General features: G+C 69.0%; 15 protein-coding genes. 8 read left to right on the top strand and 7 right to left on the bottom strand.

Annotation, left to right across the window (positions count from 1 at the left end):
* From B2J89_RS17910 to B2J89_RS17895, 4 genes are all read left to right on the top strand, one after another.
* A partial coding sequence (locus B2J89_RS17910) for a 4-hydroxythreonine-4-phosphate dehydrogenase PdxA (RefSeq protein ID WP_205763879.1) occupies positions 1-255 on the top strand: 255 nt, incomplete at its 5' end.
* 53 nt (positions 256-308) lie between these two features.
* Positions 309-1,481, top strand: coding sequence for an L-rhamnonate dehydratase (locus B2J89_RS17905; RefSeq protein ID WP_169170312.1), 1,173 nt, complete (start codon positions 309-311; stop codon positions 1,479-1,481).
* 11 nt (positions 1,482-1,492) lie between these two features.
* The gene (locus B2J89_RS17900; protein WP_169170311.1) at positions 1,493-2,422 is read left to right on the top strand and encodes a dihydrodipicolinate synthase family protein; all 930 of its coding nucleotides are present in this window, start codon (positions 1,493-1,495) and stop codon (positions 2,420-2,422) included.
* Positions 2,423-2,433: 11 nt separating this feature from the next.
* Complete coding sequence (locus B2J89_RS17895; RefSeq protein ID WP_169170310.1) at positions 2,434-3,882, top strand: aldehyde dehydrogenase family protein; 1,449 nt, start codon at positions 2,434-2,436, stop codon at positions 3,880-3,882.
* 21 nt (positions 3,883-3,903) lie between these two features.
* On the opposite strand, the gene glf is transcribed toward B2J89_RS17895, so the two are convergent.
* The 6 genes from glf to B2J89_RS17865 form a co-directional block, all read right to left on the bottom strand.
* Positions 3,904-5,058: a UDP-galactopyranose mutase gene (gene glf, locus B2J89_RS17890; protein ID WP_169170309.1), complete on the bottom strand. Its 1,155-nt coding sequence runs from the start codon at positions 5,056-5,058 to the stop codon at positions 3,904-3,906.
* A 14-nt stretch (positions 5,059-5,072) separates the two neighbouring features.
* Positions 5,073-7,643: a glycosyltransferase gene (locus B2J89_RS17885; RefSeq protein ID WP_240965070.1), complete on the bottom strand. Its 2,571-nt coding sequence runs from the start codon at positions 7,641-7,643 to the stop codon at positions 5,073-5,075.
* Positions 7,644-8,014: 371 nt separating this feature from the next.
* Positions 8,015-8,827, bottom strand: a complete 813-nt coding sequence (locus B2J89_RS17880; protein ID WP_169170308.1) for an ABC transporter permease — start codon at positions 8,825-8,827, stop codon at positions 8,015-8,017.
* Positions 8,824-9,774 (bottom strand): ATP-binding cassette domain-containing protein, encoded by a 951-nt coding sequence (locus B2J89_RS17875; RefSeq protein ID WP_169170307.1) that lies wholly within the window; start codon positions 9,772-9,774, stop codon positions 8,824-8,826. The genes B2J89_RS17880 and B2J89_RS17875 overlap by 4 nt, the downstream gene beginning before the upstream one ends.
* 83 nt (positions 9,775-9,857) lie before the next feature.
* Positions 9,858-11,342, bottom strand: a complete 1,485-nt coding sequence (locus B2J89_RS17870) for an AMP nucleosidase (protein ID WP_169170306.1) — start codon at positions 11,340-11,342, stop codon at positions 9,858-9,860.
* Between the two features lie 76 nt (positions 11,343-11,418).
* On the bottom strand, positions 11,419-13,428 hold the full coding sequence (locus tag B2J89_RS17865; RefSeq protein ID WP_169170305.1) for a bifunctional diguanylate cyclase/phosphodiesterase: 2,010 nt from the start codon (positions 13,426-13,428) through the stop codon (positions 11,419-11,421).
* Positions 13,429-13,603: 175 nt separating this feature from the next.
* On the opposite strand from B2J89_RS17865, the gene dbpA reads away from it, so the two are divergent.
* The 3 genes from dbpA to B2J89_RS17850 are packed head-to-tail and all read left to right on the top strand — an operon-like array spanning position 13,604 to position 15,791.
* Entirely contained in the window at positions 13,604-15,013 is a 1,410-nt protein-coding gene (gene dbpA, locus B2J89_RS17860) for an ATP-dependent RNA helicase DbpA (RefSeq protein WP_169170304.1), read from the top strand.
* Positions 15,010-15,477 (top strand): D-aminoacyl-tRNA deacylase, encoded by a 468-nt coding sequence (gene dtd / locus B2J89_RS17855; RefSeq protein ID WP_169170303.1) that lies wholly within the window; start codon positions 15,010-15,012, stop codon positions 15,475-15,477. Before dbpA ends, dtd begins: the two co-directional genes overlap by 4 nt.
* Positions 15,474-15,791, top strand: a complete 318-nt coding sequence (locus tag B2J89_RS17850; protein WP_169170302.1) for a YnfA family protein — start codon at positions 15,474-15,476, stop codon at positions 15,789-15,791. The genes dtd and B2J89_RS17850 overlap by 4 nt, the downstream gene beginning before the upstream one ends.
* Before the next feature lie 37 nt (positions 15,792-15,828).
* Here the strand turns inward: B2J89_RS17850 and B2J89_RS17845 are convergent, their stop codons facing one another.
* Positions 15,829-17,136 (bottom strand): MFS transporter, encoded by a 1,308-nt coding sequence (locus B2J89_RS17845; RefSeq protein WP_169170301.1) that lies wholly within the window; start codon positions 17,134-17,136, stop codon positions 15,829-15,831.
* 99 nt (positions 17,137-17,235) lie between these two features.
* Here B2J89_RS17845 and argE point away from each other — a divergent pair.
* Positions 17,236-18,335 (top strand): acetylornithine deacetylase (argE, locus tag B2J89_RS17840; protein ID WP_169170300.1); only part of this gene is annotated, 1,100 nt, incomplete at its 3' end.

Below are 18,335 nucleotides of genomic sequence, written 5' to 3'. Positions count from 1 at the left end.
GCCCAGGCCGGCGAGTACCAGGCCATCGTCACCATGTACCACGACCAGGGCCAGATCGCGATCAAGCTGCTGGGCTTCTCGCGCGGCGTCACGGTGCAGGGCGGCCTGCCGATACCGATCACCACGCCGGCGCACGGAACGGCCTACGACATCGCGGGCCAGGGCAAGGCCAGCGTCGAGGCCACCTGGCAGGCGTTCCTGATCGCCTGCCGCATGGGCAGCGCCCACCGCGCCGGGGCTGCGGTCGCGGCCTGACATTCCGGCGGCGGTTGCCGCCGCTTTTTCCGTCGTTTCTTGAGGAGGTCTTTATGAAGATCAAGTCCGTCCGCGCCCGCGTTTTCCAATGGAAGGGCAAGACCGTTCCGCCGCAGGACAATTTCTGTTCCAACGCCATGGACCTGGTGTACTCGAACACCGAATCCATGAGCACCTTCCGCTTCCATGCGTGGACCGTGGTCGAGATCGAGACCGACGACGGCATCGTCGGCATCGGCAACGTGGCGCTGGCGCCGGCCATCGCCAAGGCCATCATCGACCAGTACCTGGCGCCCCTGGTCATCGGCCAGGACCCCTGGGACTACGAATACCTGTGGCAGCGCATGTACCGCGCCACCCACGCCTGGGGCCGCAAGGGCGTGACCATGGCCGCGATCTCGGCCGTGGACCTGGCGATCTGGGACATCCTGGGCAAAAGCGTGAACAAGCCCGTGTTCAAGCTGCTCGGTGGCCGCACCAAGGAAAAGATCCCCTGCTACTACAGCAAGCTCTACCGCACCGACTTGAAGGAAATGCAGATTGAAGCGCAGAAGTTCCTGGACCAGGGTTTCACGGCCTTCAAGATGCGCTTCGGCTACGGTCCGGCCCACCTGCAAAAAGGCGTGGCGGAAAACCTCAAGTCGGTCGAAGCGATCCGTGAAGTGATCGGCTACGACACCGACCTGATGCTCGAGTGCTACATGGGCTGGAACCTCGAATACGCCAAGCGCATGCTGCCCAAGCTGGAAAAGTTCGAACCGCGCTGGCTCGAGGAGCCGGTGATCGCCGACGACATCGACGGCTACGCCGAACTCAACGCCATGGGCCCCATCCCGATCTCGGGCGGCGAGCACGAATTCAGCCTCTACGGCTTCAAGCAGCTGCTCGACAAAAAGGCCGTGAGTGTCGTGCAGTACGACACCAACCGCGTGGGCGGCATCACGGCGGCGCACAAGATCAATGCGCTGTGCGAGGCCTACTCCGTGCCCGTGATCCCGCATGCCGGCCAGATGCACAACTACCACCTGACCATGAGCACGCTCGCCTCGCCCATGGCCGAGTACTTTCCCATCTTCGACGTGGAAGTCGGCAACGAACTGTTCTGGTACATCTTCGACGGCGAGCCGCTCGCGGAGAACGGCTTCCTGCAGCTCAGGGACGACGTGCCCGGCCTGGGCCTGTCGCTCAAGACCGAATACCTCGACCAGTTCGACATCATCGAGTAAGGAGCCGCACCATGCCTGGACTTTCCAACCCGCGCTACCGCGGCATCTACCCCGTCGTACCCACCACCTTCCACGAGGACGGCACGCTGGACCTCGCGAGCCAGAAGCGCTGCGTCGACTTCATGATCGACTCGGGCGTGGACGGCCTGTGCATCCTCGCCAACTATTCCGAGCAGTTCCTGCTCGGCGACGACGAGCGCGAAACCATTACCCGCACCGTCATGGAGCATGTCGCGGGCCGCGTGCCTGTGATCGTGACCACCACGCACACCAGCACCGCCATCTGCGCCGAACGCAGCCGCCGCGCGCAGGACATGGGCGCGGCCATGGTGATGGTCATGCCGCCGTACCACGGCGCCACCTTCCGCTTCAGCGAGACGCAGATCCAGTCCTTCTACCAGGGCGTGTCCGGCGCCATCGACATCCCCATCATGGTCCAGGACGCGCCGGCCGCCGGCACGGCACTGCCGCCGGTCTTCCTGGCCCGCATGGCCCGGGAAATCGAACAGGTCAGCTACTTCAAGATGGAAACGGCTGGCGCCGCGAACAAGCTGCGCGAGCTGATCGCGCTGGGCGGCGAGGCCATCGAAGGGCCCTGGGACGGCGAGGAGGCCATCACCCTGCTGGCCGACCTCGAGGCCGGCGCTACGGGCGCCATGACCGGCGGCGGCTTTGCCGACGGCATCCGCCCGATCATCGAGGCGCACCGTGCGGGCGACAAGGACAAGGCCTTCGAACAGTACCAGCGCTGGCTGCCGCTGATCAACCACGAAAACCGCCAGGCCGGCTTCCTGGCCGCCAAGGCGCTGATGAAGGAAGGCGGCGTGATTGCCTGCGAGGCACCGCGCGCGCCCTGGCCGCCGCTGCACCCCGAAGTGCGCCGCCAGCTCATCGACATCGCGCGGCGCCTCGACCCGCTGGTCCTGCGCTGGGCCCGGTGAAGGAAGCGTCCATGCCCCAGTTCAACCACCTGATCCATGGCGAATGGGTCGCCAGCACCAGCTACAGCCCCAATGTCAACCCGAGCGACCTGACCGATGTGATCGGCGAGTACGCGCAGGGCGGTGCCAGCGAGGTGAACGCCGCCGTCGCCGCCGCCGCGGCGGCCTTCCCGGCCTGGAGCACGTCGGGCATCCAGGCCCGCCACGACGTGCTCGACAAGATCGGCAACGAGATCCTGGCGCGCAAGGAGGAGCTGGGCGCACTGCTCGCCCGCGAGGAGGGCAAGACGCGCGCCGAGGCCATCGGCGAAGCGGCACGCGCCGGCCAGATCTTCAAGTTCTTTGCCGGTGAATGCCTGCGCCTGGCCGGCGAGACCCTGCCTTCGGTGCGCCCGGGCATCGGCATCGAGATCACGCGCGAGCCCATCGGCGTGGTCGGCCTGATCACGCCGTGGAACTTTCCGATCGCGATTCCGGCCTGGAAGATCGCCCCGGCGCTGGCCTTTGGCAATTGCGTGGTCCTCAAGCCCGCCGACCTGGCGCCCGCCAGCGCCTGGGCGCTCGCGGACATCATCCACCGCAGCGGCCTTCCGGCCGGCGTGTTCAACCTGGTCATGGGGCGCGGCAGTGTCATCGGCGATGCGCTCGTGCAGCACCCCGGCGTGGCGGCCATCAGCTTCACCGGTTCGGTGGGCGTGGGCCGGCGCATTGCCCAGGCCTGTGTGGAAAGCGGCAAGAAGGTGCAGCTGGAGATGGGCGGCAAGAACCCGCAGGTGGTGCTCGACGATGCGGACCTGGCCCAGGCCGTGGAGCTGAGTGCGCAAAGCGCGTTCTACTCCACCGGCCAGCGCTGCACGGCGTCGAGCCGGCTGATCGTCACTGAGGGGATCTACCCGCGGTTCATCGAGGCCCTGCAGGCGCGCATGGCCCAGATCCGGGTCGGCGACGCGCTGGCGGCCGGCACCGACATGGGGCCGGTGGTCAGCCAGGCGCAGCTCGAACAGGACCTCGCGTACGTGCAGATCGGCAAGGCCGAGGGCGCGACGCTGCTGCGCGGTGGCACGCGCGTGGCCTGCCACACCGGCGCCGGCAAGCAGGGCTATTTCATGTCGCCGGCCCTGCTGGTCGACACCCATGCCGCCATGCGCATCAACCGCGAGGAAGTCTTCGGCCCCGTGGCCAGCGTGCTTCGCGTGAAGGATTACGACGAAGCGCTGGCCGTGGCCAACGACACACCGTTCGGCCTGGCCGCGGGCATTGCCACCACCAGCCTCAAGCACGCCACGCACTTCAAGCGCCACAGCCAGGCCGGCATGGTGATGGTCAACCTGCCCACGGCAGGCGTGGACTACCACGTGCCGTTCGGCGGCCGCAAGGGGTCGAGCTACGGGCCGCGCGAGCAGGGCCGCTACGCGCAGGAGTTCTACACCACGGTGAAGACCGCCTATACGCTGGCGTGAGGCGGTTGCGGCCGCACCGGCTCAGACCGGTGCGCCGCTGCGCGCCGCCACCGCGCCCACGGTGTACTTGTCCGCGATGCGCGAGAACAGCGCCAGGCTCTGCGCCACCACCTGGTCCATGTTGTAGTAGCGGTAGGTGCCCAGCCGCCCGGTGAACGTGACCCCCGGCGTGCGTTCGGCCAAGGCTTCATAGCGGCGGTAGAGCGCGGCGTTCTCGGGCGCCGGAATGGGGTAGTAGGGGTCGCCCGTGTCGGTCGGAAATTCGCGCGTGATGCTGGTCTTGGGGTGCTGCTGGCCCGTGAGGTGCTTGTATTCGGTGATGCGCGTGAACGGCACCTCGGGCGCGGGGTAGTTCACCACCGCCACGCTCTGGAACTGCGCCTGGTCCAGCGTCTGGTGCTCGAAGCGCAGCGAGCGGTAGGGCAGCTTGCCGTAGCGGTAGCCGAAGTACTCGTCCACCGGGCCGCAGTACACGAGGTGGCGGTAGCGCACCGCGCCCTTGACGGCGGCGAACTCGGTGCTGGGCCAGAAAGTGATGAGAGGGTGGTCGATCATGCGCTCGAACATCTGCGTGTAGCCGTGCAGCGGCATGCACTGGAACGTGTCCTGGAAATAGCGGTCGTCGGCAGTGGTGCGCGTGGGCACGCGCGCGGTCACGGACTTGTCGAGCTGCGAGGCGTCGCGCCCCCACTGCTTGCGCGTGTAGCCCGCAAAAAACTTTTCGTAGAGCTCTTCGCCCACCTGGCTGACCACCACATCGCGCGAACTCGTGATGGCGGGCAGGGGCGTGGCGCGCGCGGCCAGGAAGGCAGCCGCCCCCGCCTCGTCCAGGTCCAGACCGTAGAGCCGGTTGAGCGTGGTGAGGTTGATGGGGATCGGCACCAGCTGGCCGTCCACCGCGCCGAGCACGCGGTGCTCGTAGGGCCGCCACTGCGTGAACTGGGAGAGGTAGTCGACCACGCGCTGCGCGTTGGTGTGGAAGATGTGCGGGCCATAGCGGTGGACCAGCACGCCGGCCCCGTCCAGGCAGTCGTAGGCATTGCCACCGATGTGGCTGCGCCGGTCGATGAGGAGCACGCGCTGGCCGAGCTGGCTGGCCAGGCGCTCGGCCAGCACGCTGCCGGCAAAACCGCCGCCCACGATCAGGCAGTCAAAGCAGGTGTCGGAAAGGGCCATGGCAGCAGGTGGGTTCAGGGTGCCGTCGTGGTGGCGGACAGGGGGACAGCGCCTTCCAAAGCGCGTGTCGCCCGTGCCCGCAGCGCCACCTCGGGCCGGCCGGCCGTGGCTGGGGTTCGGGCCACGGGCTGGGGCTGTGGGGCTGTTGCGGGCTGCCTGCGGGGCTGCGCGGGCCTGGCTGCAGGCCTGGGCGCCCGGTGCTGTTCGATCAGGTTGGCCATGGCGGTGGCGGTGCCGTCCCACGAGGTGCGCGACAGCAGCGCGCGCACGGCCTCTGCCTGGCGCGCGCGCGCTGCGGGTGAAAGCGCCAGCGCGGCCGCGCAGGCCGCCACGAAGGCGCAGCGCGAGGCGGCAATAGAGACGATGCCGGCATAGGGCCCCGCCACGTCGCAGATGGGCGTGCTGACCACCGGGCGCCCGGCGGCCAGATATTCGAGCGTCTTGGTGGGGCTGATGAAGCGCGTCGAGGGGTTCAGCGCAAACGGCATCAGGCAGACCTCCCAGCCGCCGATCAGCTCGGGGAGCTCGGCGTAGTCGCGCTGTCCGAGCCAATGCAGGTTGGCGCGCTGGGGCAGCGTGGCAGGGTCGATCTTCACCACCGGCCCCACCATGACGATCTGCCAGCGGGGGTGTGCGTCGGCCAGCGCCGCCACGAGGTCCAGGTCGATGCGCTCGTCGATCACGCCGCAATAGCCCAGGCGCGGGTGCGGCAGGTGGGCCTGCGCGGCGTGGTCGGACTGCAGGGCGCGGGCGAAGTGCGCCGCGTCCACGCTGCTGGGGAAGCAGTGCACGTTCGGGTGGCGCGTGCGCTTGGACTCGTACAGGCTGTGGCCGCCCGTGAACACCAGGTCGGCGCAGGCAAACAGGGCGTTTTCGCGCTGCAGCAGCTCGGGCGGAGCGAAGCGAAAGGCCGACAGCTCGTCCATGCAGTCGTACACCACGCCCTCGGGCTGGAGCCGCTCGGCCAGGGGCAACGCCATGGGCGTATAGAACCACAGCCAGTAGCGCTGGACGGCATGTTCCTGCAGATAGGTGGCAAGCAGCGCCTGCACGGCCTGGGTGTGCGCATCGTGGAAGCCGGCGCCTTCGCTGCTGACATGCGGGCGCAGCACGCGCACGCCCACTTCGGGGTCCATCACTTCCAGAAACTCCGATGCCGCCCCCGGCACCGGCTCCTCGACAAACAGCACCGGCATGCGCCGCGCCAGGCGCGACATGAGCTGCTGCGGCCGCTGGTAGACAAAATCCCAGCGCAGGTGAGAAAAAACGATCAGCGTGGTGGTGTTCATGGGAGTGGCCTCCGGTAGGGGAAGAGAAGCGGGGCCCGCACGGGGCGCAGCCCCCGGCGCGGTCGGTACGGCGGGCAGGGCGCGCTGCCAGCGCCGCAGCTGCCGGGCGTAGGGAAAGTCCAGCACGCGCCTGAAGGCAGCGGCCGCCTGGGGCACCTCCCACAGGCCGCTGCGGTGCCAGTGCGTGGGGTCTTCCCAGTCGGGGCGGTCGAGCAGCGGGTACAGGCAGATGCCCTGCAGCGGCACGCCCTGCGACAGCGCGCGCTCGGCGGCGCGGGCCACATCGTCGAGCCAGCGCGCGCGCCCGGCGCCGACGTGGCCGGTCTCGGCAATGAAGAGGGGGCGGCCATAGCGCTGCCACACGGTGGCCAGCAGCGCGTCCAGGCCGCGCCGGCGCGCATCGCCCAGGTGCCAGTGCAGGCGCTGGTTGCTGGGGTGCGCCCACTGGTTGCTGTGGTAGTAGTTGATGCCCAGCACGTCCAGGTAGCGCGGCGCGCCGCCCAGGCCGGGCTCGCGGCGCCCGCACAGCATGTCCCAGGCTTCGAACTGGGATTCGGTGAGGGCTTGCGCCTCCGCCGCCCACCGTGCCCGGGCTTCGGGGTCGCCGGAGCCGTCCGGCGCAGGGCAGGCCGTGTCCGGCACCACATGGATCAGCGGGTCGGTGTGCACCATGCGCGCCCGTGGCTCCGTGGCCCAGAGCGCGTCGCACCCCTGCAGCGCAGCCGCCACCAGGCGGCACTTGAGTTCATAGCCGCGCTGCGCCGACCCGCCGCGGTACGGGTGCACCAGATCGGAACTTCCCACCGCCCAGCTCAGGAACGAGATTTCATTGATGGGCTGGAACACGGGCGGCGCATCGCTGCGCCCCCGGAGGGCACGCGCCACGCGGTCGCAAAAATCGGCAAAGCGGGGGGCAAAGCCGGGGGCGAAGAAATCCACGCCCGGCGGCAACCCATAGTGGTGCAGCGTCCAGACCACCTGCAGCCCGTGGCGCTGCGCGGCGTCGGCCAGGCGCTGCAGGCGCTGCACGTCCAGCGTGCCGTCGCAGCGCGTGCCCGCCCGCCAGCCAATGCTCTCGCGCACCGTGCGCAGCCCCAGGCGCGCCGCGGCCGCATAGTCGTGCGCGTACCACCGCGCGTGGCCATTGTGATGGTTGGTGCGCAGCGGCACGCCTTGGCTGTTGACATGGTCCGCGCCCTCGTAGCCGCCCATCCAGAACGAGCGGAACAGCGCTGCGCCCGCGGCCAGCGGCAAGGCACTGGTGCGCGCGGCGTCGGGCACTGGCGGGCAGGGCATGGACAGGCGTATTCTTTTTCAAGGGCGGGAAGGGACACTCACCACAAAGCGCAAGGCTGCGTTCGTACCGCAACTGTCCAACGCCCATGCAGTTTCCGTGCCCGCTCCCGAGCGGCCCGGTCCGCTGGGCGTGCGCGGTCTGCGCGCGCGCCAGGGTGTGCAGCGCGGCGCTTTGCCAAAGGTAATTTTTGCTGCAGGAATGACCTGGCTGAACCGGCGGGGCGCGGCTGCCGGGGCGCGGCGCCACCCTAGCGCGCAGCCCCGCGCAGATGGGAGGGCGTGTTTCAAAGCAAAAAAGGCCACTGGGCCTTGTCCAGTCTTCGTAGGGTGCTATCGATTTTGATGCTCTGCGGCCAGGGGTGCCGCGGCCGTCAGGCCGCAAAGCGCCGCCGCGTCAGCGCCAGCGCGAGCCAGAACGCGAGCACCGTCGTCGCCAGCAGCACCAGGCCGTGGCGCAGCGGCTGCTGCGGCCACTGGTCCAGGAACATCGGACGCACGAGTTCGATGGCGTTGGTCAGCGGCAGCCAGTCGGAGACGGCCCGCACCGCGGGCGGCAGGTGGTCGCGCGGAAAGAACACGCCCGACAGAAACATCATCGGCGTGAGCACCAGCGTGAAGTAGTACGTGAAGAAGTCGTAGCTCTTGGCCAGCGCATTGAAGACCAGCGCGATGCTGGAGAACATCACGCCGGCGCACAGCAGCACCGGCCAGGCCGCGAGCAGCTTGGGGCTGTGGCTGATGCCCAGCGCCAGCATCACGCCCAGGATGGCGGTGACGGTGAACAGCGCCTTGAAGGCGGCCCAGAGCATCTCGGCGAACACGATGTTGTCCAGGCCCACGGGGGCGTTGAGGATGCCGTCCCAGGTCTTTTGCACGTGCATGCGCGAGAACGCCGAATACAGCGCCTCGAAGCTGGCCGCGTTCATGGCGCTCATGCAGATCGAGCCGCTGGCCAGGAACAGGATGTAGGGCACGGGCTGCCCGGCCACCGGCAGGGTCCCCACCAGGGCCCCCATGCCGTAGCCAAACGCCACGAGCCACATCAGCGGCTCGGCGATGTTGCCGACCAGGCTGGGGATGGCGAGCTTGCGCCACACCAGCAGGTTGCGCAGAAACACCGGCCACCAGCGGCCCGACAGGGCGGGCGCGCGCCAGATGCTGGGGGGTGCGGAACGGGGGGTCATGCGTCGTCGCGGATCTGCCGGCCCGTGAGCTTGAGGAACAGGTCTTCGAGGTTGGCGGGCCGGTGCAGCGTGCGCAGCGGGCCCTGCGCGCCCAGCGCCTGCAGCAGCGGCGCGGCGTCCTGGGTGTAGAAGAACACCGTCTCGCCGCTGACTTCGATGCGGGTCGCCAGGGCGCGCAGCGCGGCGTCGTGCTGCAGCGCCAGCGCGCCCGCGCCATAGGCTTCGACCACGTCGCGCTCCAGGTGCTGGGCGATCAGCGCGCGCGGCGCACCCTCGGCCAGCGTGCGGCCATGGTCGAGCACCAGAAGGCGCGTGCACAGGCGCTCGGCCTCGTCCATGAAGTGCGTGGTCAGCAGGATCGACGTGCCCTGCTGCACCAGGCGCTGCAGGCGCTCCCACATCAGGTGGCGCGCCTGCGGGTCGAGACCCGTGGTCGGCTCGTCGAGCAATAGCAGGCGCGGCGCGTTGACCAGGGCGCGCGCCAGCGACAGGCGCCGCCGCATGCCGCCCGAGAGCTCGCTGGGCTTGGCCGCCGCCTTGTGCGCGAGCGCGGCGAATTCGAGCAGGCGCGGAATGCGCGCGTCGAGCGTGGCGCGCGGCAGGCCGAAATAGCGGCCATAGACGCGCAGGTTCTCGGCGCAGCTGAAATCGGGGTCGAGCGTGTCGAACTGCGTCACCACGCCGAGCTCGGCCTTGATGGCCAGCGCATCCCGCGGCATCTGCAGCGCCGGCGCGCCGCCGCCGGGCCGGTAGTCGATGCTGCCGCCGTCGGGCGGGGTCAGCCCCAGGCACATGCGTATGGTGGTCGTCTTGCCGGCGCCGTTGGGGCCGATCACGCCCAGGCATTCGCCCGGTGCGATGGCGAACGAGACGCCGTCCACGGCGGTGGCGCTGCCGTAGCGCTTGCGCAGGTCGCGCACGTCCAGCAGGGCGGGTGCGGCGGTCATGGTTTGCGTCAAATGCGACTGTAACGCTGATGGGTTAAGCGCTGACAGCTATCAAAACGATAGTTTTCGCGGCGCGCTGGGGTTTACTGGAACGCCACTTCCGCGAAGCTGCGCAGCTTGCGGCTGTGCAGGCGGTGCGTGCCGCCGTCGCGCAGGATGTCGATGGCGCGCATGCCGATGCGCAGGTGCTGGTCGACGCGCTCGCGGTAGAAGTGGTTGGCCATGCCGGGCAGCTTGATCTCGCCGTGCAGTGGCTTGTCGCTCACGCACAGCAGGGTGCCGTAGGGCACGCGGAAGCGAAAGCCGTTGGCAGCGATGGTCGCGGACTCCATGTCCAGCGCCACCGCGCGGCTCTGGCTGAAGCGGCGCTGCGGCAGGTTGTCGGGCAGCAGCTCCCAGTTGCGGTTGTCGGTGCTGGCGACGGTGCCGGTGCGCATCACGCGCTTCAAGTCGGGGCCGGCCATTTGCGTCACGTCGGCCACGGCCTGCTCCAGCGCGAGCTGGATCTCGGCCAGCGCCGGGATCGGCACCCACAGCGGCAGCTCTTCGTCGAGCACATGGTCCTCGCGCACATAGGCGTGCGCCAGCACATAGTCGCCCAGCTGCTGCGTGTTGCGCAGGCCCGCGCAGTGGCCCAGCATCATCCAGGCGTGCGGGCGCAGCACGGCGATGTGGTCGGTGATGGTCTTGGCGTTGGCCGGGCCGACGCCGATGTTGACCATGGTCGTGCCGCTGCGGTCGGCGCGCACCAGGTGGTAGGCCGGCATTTGCGGCAGGCGCGGCGGCGGCACCCCCAGTTCGTCGCCCTCCTGCGGCACGAGGCCGCTGCGGCGCGTGATGACGTTGCCGGGCTCGATGAAGGCGATGTATTCGCTGTCGGGCTTGGCCATCTCGGCATGGCCCAGGCGCACGAACTCGTCGATGTAGAACTGGTAGTTGGTGAACAGCACGAAGTTCTGGAACCACTCGGGCGCCGTACCGGTGTAGTGGCGCAGGCGGTGCAGCGAATAGTCCACGCGCGGCGCCGTGAACAAGGCCAGCGGCTGCGCTTCGCCCGGGCGCGCATGCCAGGTGCCGTTGGCGATGCCGTCGTCCATGGCGGCCAGGTCGGGCAGGTCGAACAGGTCGCGCATCAGCATGCGCCGCTCGGGGCTGAGCGTGCCCTCGATGTGGTCGTGCTCGGCAAACGAGAAGTGGATCGGGATCGGGTGCGTGCTGGTGCCCACCTCCAGCTCCACGCCATGGCTTTTGCGCAGCAGCCGGAACTGCTCGGCGTAGTAGCCGCCAAACAGGTCGGGGCGGGTCAGCGTGGTTTCGTAGCGCCCTGGCGGGCCTTCGACGAAGCCATAGGCCAGCGTGGTGTCGGCGCGCGCCACGGTGGTGGTGTGCACGCGCACGAACGGGTAGAACGCCCGCACGGCGCGCGCCGGGCTCTCGCCGGCGACGAAGCGCTGCATGGCCGAGCGCAGGTGCTCGATTTGCTGGTCGTAGATGCGGCGAACCTGGGCCAGGGCCGCGTCGGGGTCGGTGTGGCGGGTGGGGGCGATGAAGGCGGCGATGTCGGGCATGGACCCTATTGTGGAGGATGGTGCCGTCAGATTCTTGACGGCGCCGTGACCGCCCCGGCGCAGGGCCCGCAGCCTGTCAGCGCGCCTGCAGCCACGCGCCGGTGCCCGCGGCGTCCATGGGCCGGGCGATGGCATGGCCTTGCACCATGTCGCAGCCGAGCTGGCGCAGGAGCGCGAGCTGGGCCTCGGTCTCGACGCCCTCGGCCACGGTCTGCAGCTGCAGGCTGCGGCCCATCTGGACGATGGCGGTCACGATGGCCACGTCGTCGGCGCTGCCGGGCGTGTCCATCACGAAGGAGCGGTCGATCTTGAGCTTGTCGATGGGGTAGCGCTTGAGGTAGGCGAGCGACGAGTAGCCGGTGCCGAAGTCGTCGATCGCCAGCCCGACGCCGAGCGCCTTGAGCGCCTTGAGCGTGTCCAGGCCCTGCTGCGAGTGGTGCATGAGCACGGACTCGGTCAGCTCGATGTCGAGAAAGCGCGGCTCCAGGCCCGTGGCCTGGAGCACGGCGGCGATTTCCGCCACCACGTCGCGCTGGCGGAACTCCAGCGCCGACAGGTTCACGGCCACCGGCACCAAAGCCAGCCCCTGCGCCTGCCAGGCCTTGAGCTGGTGGCAGGCAGCGTGCAGGACCCAGCGGCCGATCGGCGTGATGAGTCCGCGCGACTCCGCCAGGCCGATGAACTCGTCGGGCCCGACCAGGCCGCGTTCGGGGTGCTGCCAGCGCACCAGCGCCTCCAGCCCGACCAGCGCGCCGTCGTCCAGCCGCACCTGGGGCTGGTAGTGCAGGACGAAGGCCTGCTGGGCAATGGCGTCGCGCAGCAGGCGCTCGTGCTGCAGCACCTCGGTGGCCCGGCCGGCCATGGTGGGAGCGTAGAACTGGCAGTTGCCGCGCCCGCTGGCCTTGGCGTGGTACATCGCGGCATCGGCGTGGCGCAGCAGCTCGGCGGTGTCGGTGCTGTCGCCCGGATAGAGGCTGATGCCGATCGAGGGCGAGAGGCTCAGCAGCGTGTCGTTCAGCGTGGTGGGCTCGCACACCGCCTGGCGCAGCGCCTCGGCCATGGCGGCGGCCTGGGCCGCGTCCTGCAGCGTGGCCAGCACGGCGACGAACTTGTCGCCGCCCAGGCGTGCGACCATGTCCTGGGGTCGCACGGCGGCGCGCAGGCGCCGGGCCATCTCGCACAGCAGCTGGTCGCCGGCCTGGTGGCCCAGCGAATCGTTGACGGTCTTGAAGTGGTCCAGGTCGATGAACAGCACGGCCACCTGGCTGTGCGTGCGCTGCGCCTGCTCGACGGTGCTTTGCAGTTGCTCCATGAGGTGGCGCCGGTTGGGCAGCTGCGTCAGGGTGTCGTGCAGGGCGATGAAGGCCTCGCGCTGTTGCGCCGTCTTGCGCACGCTGATGTCGCGCAGCACGGCGATGCGGTAGCTGGCGCCCTGCTGGGGCATGTTCTTGCCGACGATTTCCACCGGCACCTCGTGCCCGTCGCGGTGCACCAGGGCGGCCTCGTACAGGTACTCGTCGCCCCGCAGCAGATAGGCGGCCGACAGGGCACGGTAGCGCGGCGCGAGGAACTCCTGCGTGCTGCGCCCGAGGATCTGCGCCAGCGGGTAGCCGCTGAGGCGCTGCAGCGCGTCGTTGCCATCGATGATGGTGCCGCCCTGGTGGAACACGATGGCTTCTTCGGTGGCCGCGGCAAACTTGCGCATGCGCTCTTCGCTTTCGCGCACGAGGCGCTCGGCCAGCCAGTGGTGGGTGATGTCGTTGATGAGCACGAACGAGCCCAGCTGCGTGCGCGCTTCGTTGAAGTGCGGGATCAGGTTGACCTCGATCATGCGCCGCGCGCCGCTGGGCAGGGTTTGTTCGCGCACGTATTTGACGTGCTCGCCGCGCAGGCAGCGGTCGACATGCGGGCGGATGGCTTCCCAGGCGGCATTGCCAATCGCCTCCTTGACGGTCTTGCCGAGGATCGACTGCGTGGTGTGGCCGTTGTAGCTGGCATAGCCCTGGTTGGCAAAGCGGCACACCAGCGTACCGATCTCGAAATACGCGATCAGCGCCGGGACGGAGTCTGCGATCAGCCTGAACATGGAAGACTCTGCGGTCGTCGCATTCAAGCTCTGGGGGGCGAGGGCATTCGCTGTATCTGGCATGTCCCGGCGGGTAAAGGGTTTCGAATAGCTTAATGCCAAATGCACAGCGCCGCGCCCCGGGTTTGCGCTGCCCGCGGACAGCGCGCCGGGGGCCGAGCCCGATAATCGCGGCATGACTTCCACCACCGCGCCCGGCGCACACGACTTCAGCGCCCTGGCGCTCAGCCCCGCCACCCTGGTCAACCTGCAGCAGCTGGGCTACCTGCAGATGACCCCGATCCAGGCCGCGAGCCTGCCCGCCGCGCTGCTCGGCAAGGACCTCATCGCCCAGGCCAGCACCGGCAGCGGCAAGACGGCCGCCTTTGCGCTGGCGCTGCTCGCGCGCCTGAACCCGCGCTGCTTCGGCGTGCAGGCGCTGGTGCTGTGCCCCACGCGCGAGCTGGCCGACCAGGTCAGCGCCGAGATCCGCCGCCTCGCGCGCGCCGAGGAGAACATCAAGGTCGTGACGCTGTGCGGCGGCGTGCCGCTGCGCGGCCAGGCGCAAAGCCTCTCGCACGGCGCGCACGTGGTGGTGGGCACGCCCGGCCGCGTGATGGACCACCTCGAGCGCGAGAACCTTGCGCTCGACCAGCTCAACACGCTGGTGCTCGACGAGGCCGACCGCATGCTCGACATGGGTTTCTTCGACGACATCGCCACCGTGGCGCGCCAGTGCCCCAAAGACCGCCAGACGCTGCTGTTCTCGGCCACCTACCCCGAGGGGATCGCCAAGCTCAGCCAGCAGTTCATGAAGAACCCGCAGCAGATCACGGTGCAGGCGCAGCACAGCGCCGGCAAGATCGCGCAGCGCTGGTACGAGGTGAACCACTCCGAGCGCCTGCATGCGGTGTCGCAGCTGCTCAACCACTTCCGGCCCGAATCGTCGATTGCCTTCTGCAACACCAAGCAGCAGTGCCGCGACCTGGTCGCCGTGCTGCAGGCCCAGGGCTTCAGTGCGCTGGCGTTGTTTGGCGAGCTCGAGCAGCGTGAGCGCGACCAGGTGCTGGTGCAGTTCGCCAACCGCAGCTGCTCGGTGCTGGTCGCCACCGACGTGGCCGCGCGCGGCCTCGACATTGCCGACCTCGCCGCCGTCATCAACGTCGACGTGACGCCCGACCCCGAGGTGCACATCCACCGCATCGGCCGCACCGGCCGGGGCGACGCCGAAGGCCTGGCGCTCAACCTGGTCAGCATGGACGAGATGGGCAGCGTCGGCAAGATCGAGGTGCTGCAGGGCCGCGCATCGCAATGGCACCCGCTCTCGGAGCTCACGCCCACGGGCACGGGCCCGCTGGTGCCGCCGATGGCGACGGTGCAGATCATTGGCGGGCGCAAGGAAAAGATCCGCGCCGGCGACGTGCTGGGCGCGCTCACCGGCGAGATGGGCTTCACCCGCGCGCAGGTCGGCAAGATCAACGTCAACGAGTTCTCGACCTACGTGGCGGTCGAGCGCGGCATTGCGCCGCAGGTGGCCTCGCGCCTCAACGCCGGCCGCGTCAAGGGCAAGAGCGTCAAGGCACGGCTGGTGACGGACGGCGAATGATCGGCCTGCTGCAGCGCGTGCGCGAGGCGCGCGTCGAAGTGGCGGGGCAGATCGTCGGAAGCATCGGCCCCGGCCTGCTGGTGCTGGTGTGCGCCGAACGCGGCGACACCGAACCCGAGGCCGACCGCCTGCTGGCCAAGCTGCTCAGGCTGCGCATCTTCAGCGATGCCGCCGGCAAGATGAACCGCAGCGTGCAGGACAGCGGCGGCGGCCTGCTCATCGTCAGCCAGTTCACGCTGGCGGCCGACACCACGGGTGGCAACCGGCCCAGCTTCACCCAGGCCGCCGCGCCCGAGGAAGGCCGGCGCCTGTACGACCATTTCGTGGCGGAGGCTCGTGCGGCGCATGCCGAGGTCGCCACGGGCGCGTTCGCCGCCGACATGCAGGTGCACCTGGTCAATGACGGCCCGGTGACCATTCCGCTGCGCATGGCGCCGGCGGGCAACGGCAACGCGGCCGCGTGAAAACCTTCCTCCTTTACCTGGCCACGGCGCTGGCCGAGATCGTTGGCTGCTACCTGCCCTGGCTGTGGCTGCGCCAGCACGGCCCGGTGTGGCTGCTGATCCCCGCAGCGGCCAGCCTGGCGCTGTTCGCCTGGCTGCTGACCTTGCACGATGCCGCATCGGGCCGGGTCTATGCCGCCTATGGCGGCGTCTACATCGGCGCGGCGATGGTGTGGCTGTGGGTGGTCGACGGCGTGCGCCCCTCGGCCTGGGACGTGGCTGGCGTGGCGGTGGCGCTGCTGGGCATGGGGCTGATCGCCTTCCAGCCGCGCTGATTGCCGGGCGGGATCGGCGCGGACTGTGCCGCCCGGCTCAATGGTGGTCGATGGACTCTTCGTGCGCGCGCTCGGTGATGAAGAACGACGCGATCACGCCCAGGGCCACGCCGAACATCACGTAGAACGCCGGCGCCATGGGCGAGCCGGTTTCGCGGATCAGCCAGGTGACGATGAACTGCGCAAAGCCGCCGAACACCATCACCGCGATGTTGTAGGCCATCGACATGCCGATGGAGCGCACATTGGCCGGAAACAGTTCCGCCAGCACGGTGCTGAACACGCCGAAGAACACCGACACGAACAGGCAGACGACCACCTGCACCGCCATCAGCCGGGCAATGCTGGGGTCGCTGGTCAGCCAGGCATACAGCGGGTACAGCACGGCCAGGTAGCCGATCAGCGAGCCGATGACCAGCGGGCGGCGGCCCGCGCGGTCCGACCAGGCGCCGGCGAACGGCATCAGCACCACCATCAGCGCCGCGCCCGCCATCTGCACCAGGAAGGTGTCGTGCAGCGGCAGCTTGAGCGTGACGGTGGAGTAGGTCACCAGGTAGGTGAAGGTGATGTAGATGCTGACCGTGGCCGTGACCACCAGGCCCATGCCGACCAGCGTTTCGCGCGTGTGCGTGCGCAGCATCTCCAGCAGGCCGACGTTCTTCACCTCGCCCTTGGCCTTGGCTTCCTGCAGGCGCTGGAAGGCCTCGGGCTCTTCGACGTGGCGGCGGATGTAGATGGCCACGGGCACGATCAGCAGGCCCATGGCGAACGGGATGCGCCAGGCCCAGGCCATGAGCTGCTCCGGCGTGAAGATGTCGGTGATCAGCGTGCCGATGGCGGCGCCAATGAGCAGGGCCATCATCTGCCCGGTCATCTGCCAGGAGCCGTAAAAGCCGCGCTGGCCGGGCGGTGCCAGCTCGATCAGCAGCGCGGTGGAGGTGCCGAATTCGCCGCCGGCGGCAAAGCCCTGCAGCAGGCGCGCGAGCACGATGAACAGCGGCGCCAGCAGGCCCACCGCGGCGTAGGTGGGCGCCACGGTGATCAGTGCGATGGCCACGGCCATCAGGCCGGTCACCATGACCATGGCGGCCTTGCGCCCCTTGCGGTCGCCATACAGCCCGAGCACGATGCCGCCGACCGGGCGCATGAAAAATCCCACGCCGAACACGGCGGTGGTCAGCAGGATCTGGTTGAGGTTGTTGCTGGGGTCTGCCGGATTGCTCGGGAAGAACAGCTTGGCGACGATGGGCGTCATGAACGCGAACACGAGAAAGTCGTACCACTCGAGTGCGTTGCCAATCACCGCGGCGAGGATGCTGCGTTTCTGGACGGCGGGTGTCGGCATGATGGGCACTCCTGAACATGGCAGGAAGTGCAGTCTACGCCTGCTGTTTGCGCGGATGGACAGGCGTAAACTTCCTTCTTTGTTTTTGGGTGAAGCACCATGAACACACGCGCCTGGCTCGAAACGCTGGTGGCGATGGACACCACCAGCCGCAACTCCAACCTGGGCCTGATCGAATGCCTGCGCGACGCGCTGGCCGGCCATGGCGTGCCGGCGCAGATGATCCACTCGCCCGCCGGCGACAAGGCCAACCTGTTTGCCACCCTGCCGGGCCGGGACGGCCAGACGCAGGGCGGCATCGTGCTGTCGGGCCACACCGATGTGGTGCCGGTGGACGGCCAGGAGTGGGACAGCGACCCATTTGCCCTGACCGAGCGCGCAGGGCTCCTTTATGGCCGCGGCACGGCCGACATGAAGGGCTTCATTGCCGCGTCGATGGCCCTGGTGCCGGAGTTCCTGGCCATGCCGCGCCGCAAGCCGCTGCACCTGGCGTTCTCGTACGACGAAGAGGTGGGCTGTGCGGGCGCCCCGGTGATGCTGGCCGAGCTGCAGCGCCGGGACCTGAAGGCCGACGGCTGCGTGGTCGGCGAGCCCACCAGCATGCAGGTGGTGGTGGCGCACAAGGGCATCAACCTGTACCGCTGCCGCGTGCACGGCCGGGCGGCGCATTCGTCGCTCACGCCGCGCGGCTGCAATGCCATCGAATACGCCGCGCGCCTGATCTGCCGCATCCGCGACATCGCCGACCACTATAAGGCGCAGGGCCCGTACGACGCGTTCTACGACGTGCCGTTCACCACGCTGACCACCAACCAGATCCAGGGCGGCATCGCCGTCAACACCATCCCCGAGCTGTGCGAGTTCAACTACGAATTCCGCAACCTGCCCGGCATGTCGGCCGACAGCATCCAAAGCCAGGTCGACGAGTACGTGCAGCAGGAACTGCTGCCGCGCATGCGCCAGGAGTTTGCCGAGGCGCGCATCGACATCGCCATGGGCGCATCGGCGCCGGCGCTGGAAGCCTCCGAGCAGGCCGCCATCACGCAGCTGGTGCGCGCCCTGACCGAGGACCGCACCACGCGCAAGGTGGCCTACGGCACCGAGGCGGGGCTGTTCCAGAACATCGGCATCCCGACCATCGTCTGCGGCCCCGGTGCGATCGAGCAGGCGCACAAGCCCAACGAGTTCGTCGAGCCGGC

It is taken from the genome of Acidovorax sp. SRB_24 (assembly GCF_012931925.1).
This window is presented reverse-complemented; position numbering and strand designations above follow the sequence as displayed.

What these genes read in the sequence shown, in the direction of transcription:
- B2J89_RS17900 (WP_169170311.1), top strand. Translation starts at nt 1,493, where the DNA reads ATGCCTGGACTTTCCAACCCGCGCTACCGCGGCATCTACCCCGTCGTA.
- glf (WP_169170309.1), bottom strand. Translation starts at nt 5,058, where the DNA reads ATGGCCCTTTCCGACACCTGCTTTGACTGCCTGATCGTGGGCGGCGGT.
- B2J89_RS17865 (WP_169170305.1), bottom strand. Translation starts at nt 13,428, where the DNA reads ATGTTCAGGCTGATCGCAGACTCCGTCCCGGCGCTGATCGCGTATTTC.
- B2J89_RS17845 (WP_169170301.1), bottom strand. Translation starts at nt 17,136, where the DNA reads ATGCCGACACCCGCCGTCCAGAAACGCAGCATCCTCGCCGCGGTGATT.
- B2J89_RS17880 (WP_169170308.1), bottom strand. Translation starts at nt 8,827, where the DNA reads ATGACCCCCCGTTCCGCACCCCCCAGCATCTGGCGCGCGCCCGCCCTG.
- dtd (WP_169170303.1), top strand. Translation starts at nt 15,010, where the DNA reads ATGATCGGCCTGCTGCAGCGCGTGCGCGAGGCGCGCGTCGAAGTGGCG.
- dbpA (WP_169170304.1), top strand. Translation starts at nt 13,604, where the DNA reads ATGACTTCCACCACCGCGCCCGGCGCACACGACTTCAGCGCCCTGGCG.
- B2J89_RS17885 (WP_240965070.1), bottom strand. Translation starts at nt 7,643, where the DNA reads ATGCCCTGCCCGCCAGTGCCCGACGCCGCGCGCACCAGTGCCTTGCCG.
- B2J89_RS17895 (WP_169170310.1), top strand. Translation starts at nt 2,434, where the DNA reads ATGCCCCAGTTCAACCACCTGATCCATGGCGAATGGGTCGCCAGCACC.
- B2J89_RS17905 (WP_169170312.1), top strand. Translation starts at nt 309, where the DNA reads ATGAAGATCAAGTCCGTCCGCGCCCGCGTTTTCCAATGGAAGGGCAAG.
- B2J89_RS17875 (WP_169170307.1), bottom strand. Translation starts at nt 9,774, where the DNA reads ATGACCGCCGCACCCGCCCTGCTGGACGTGCGCGACCTGCGCAAGCGC.
- B2J89_RS17870 (WP_169170306.1), bottom strand. Translation starts at nt 11,342, where the DNA reads ATGCCCGACATCGCCGCCTTCATCGCCCCCACCCGCCACACCGACCCC.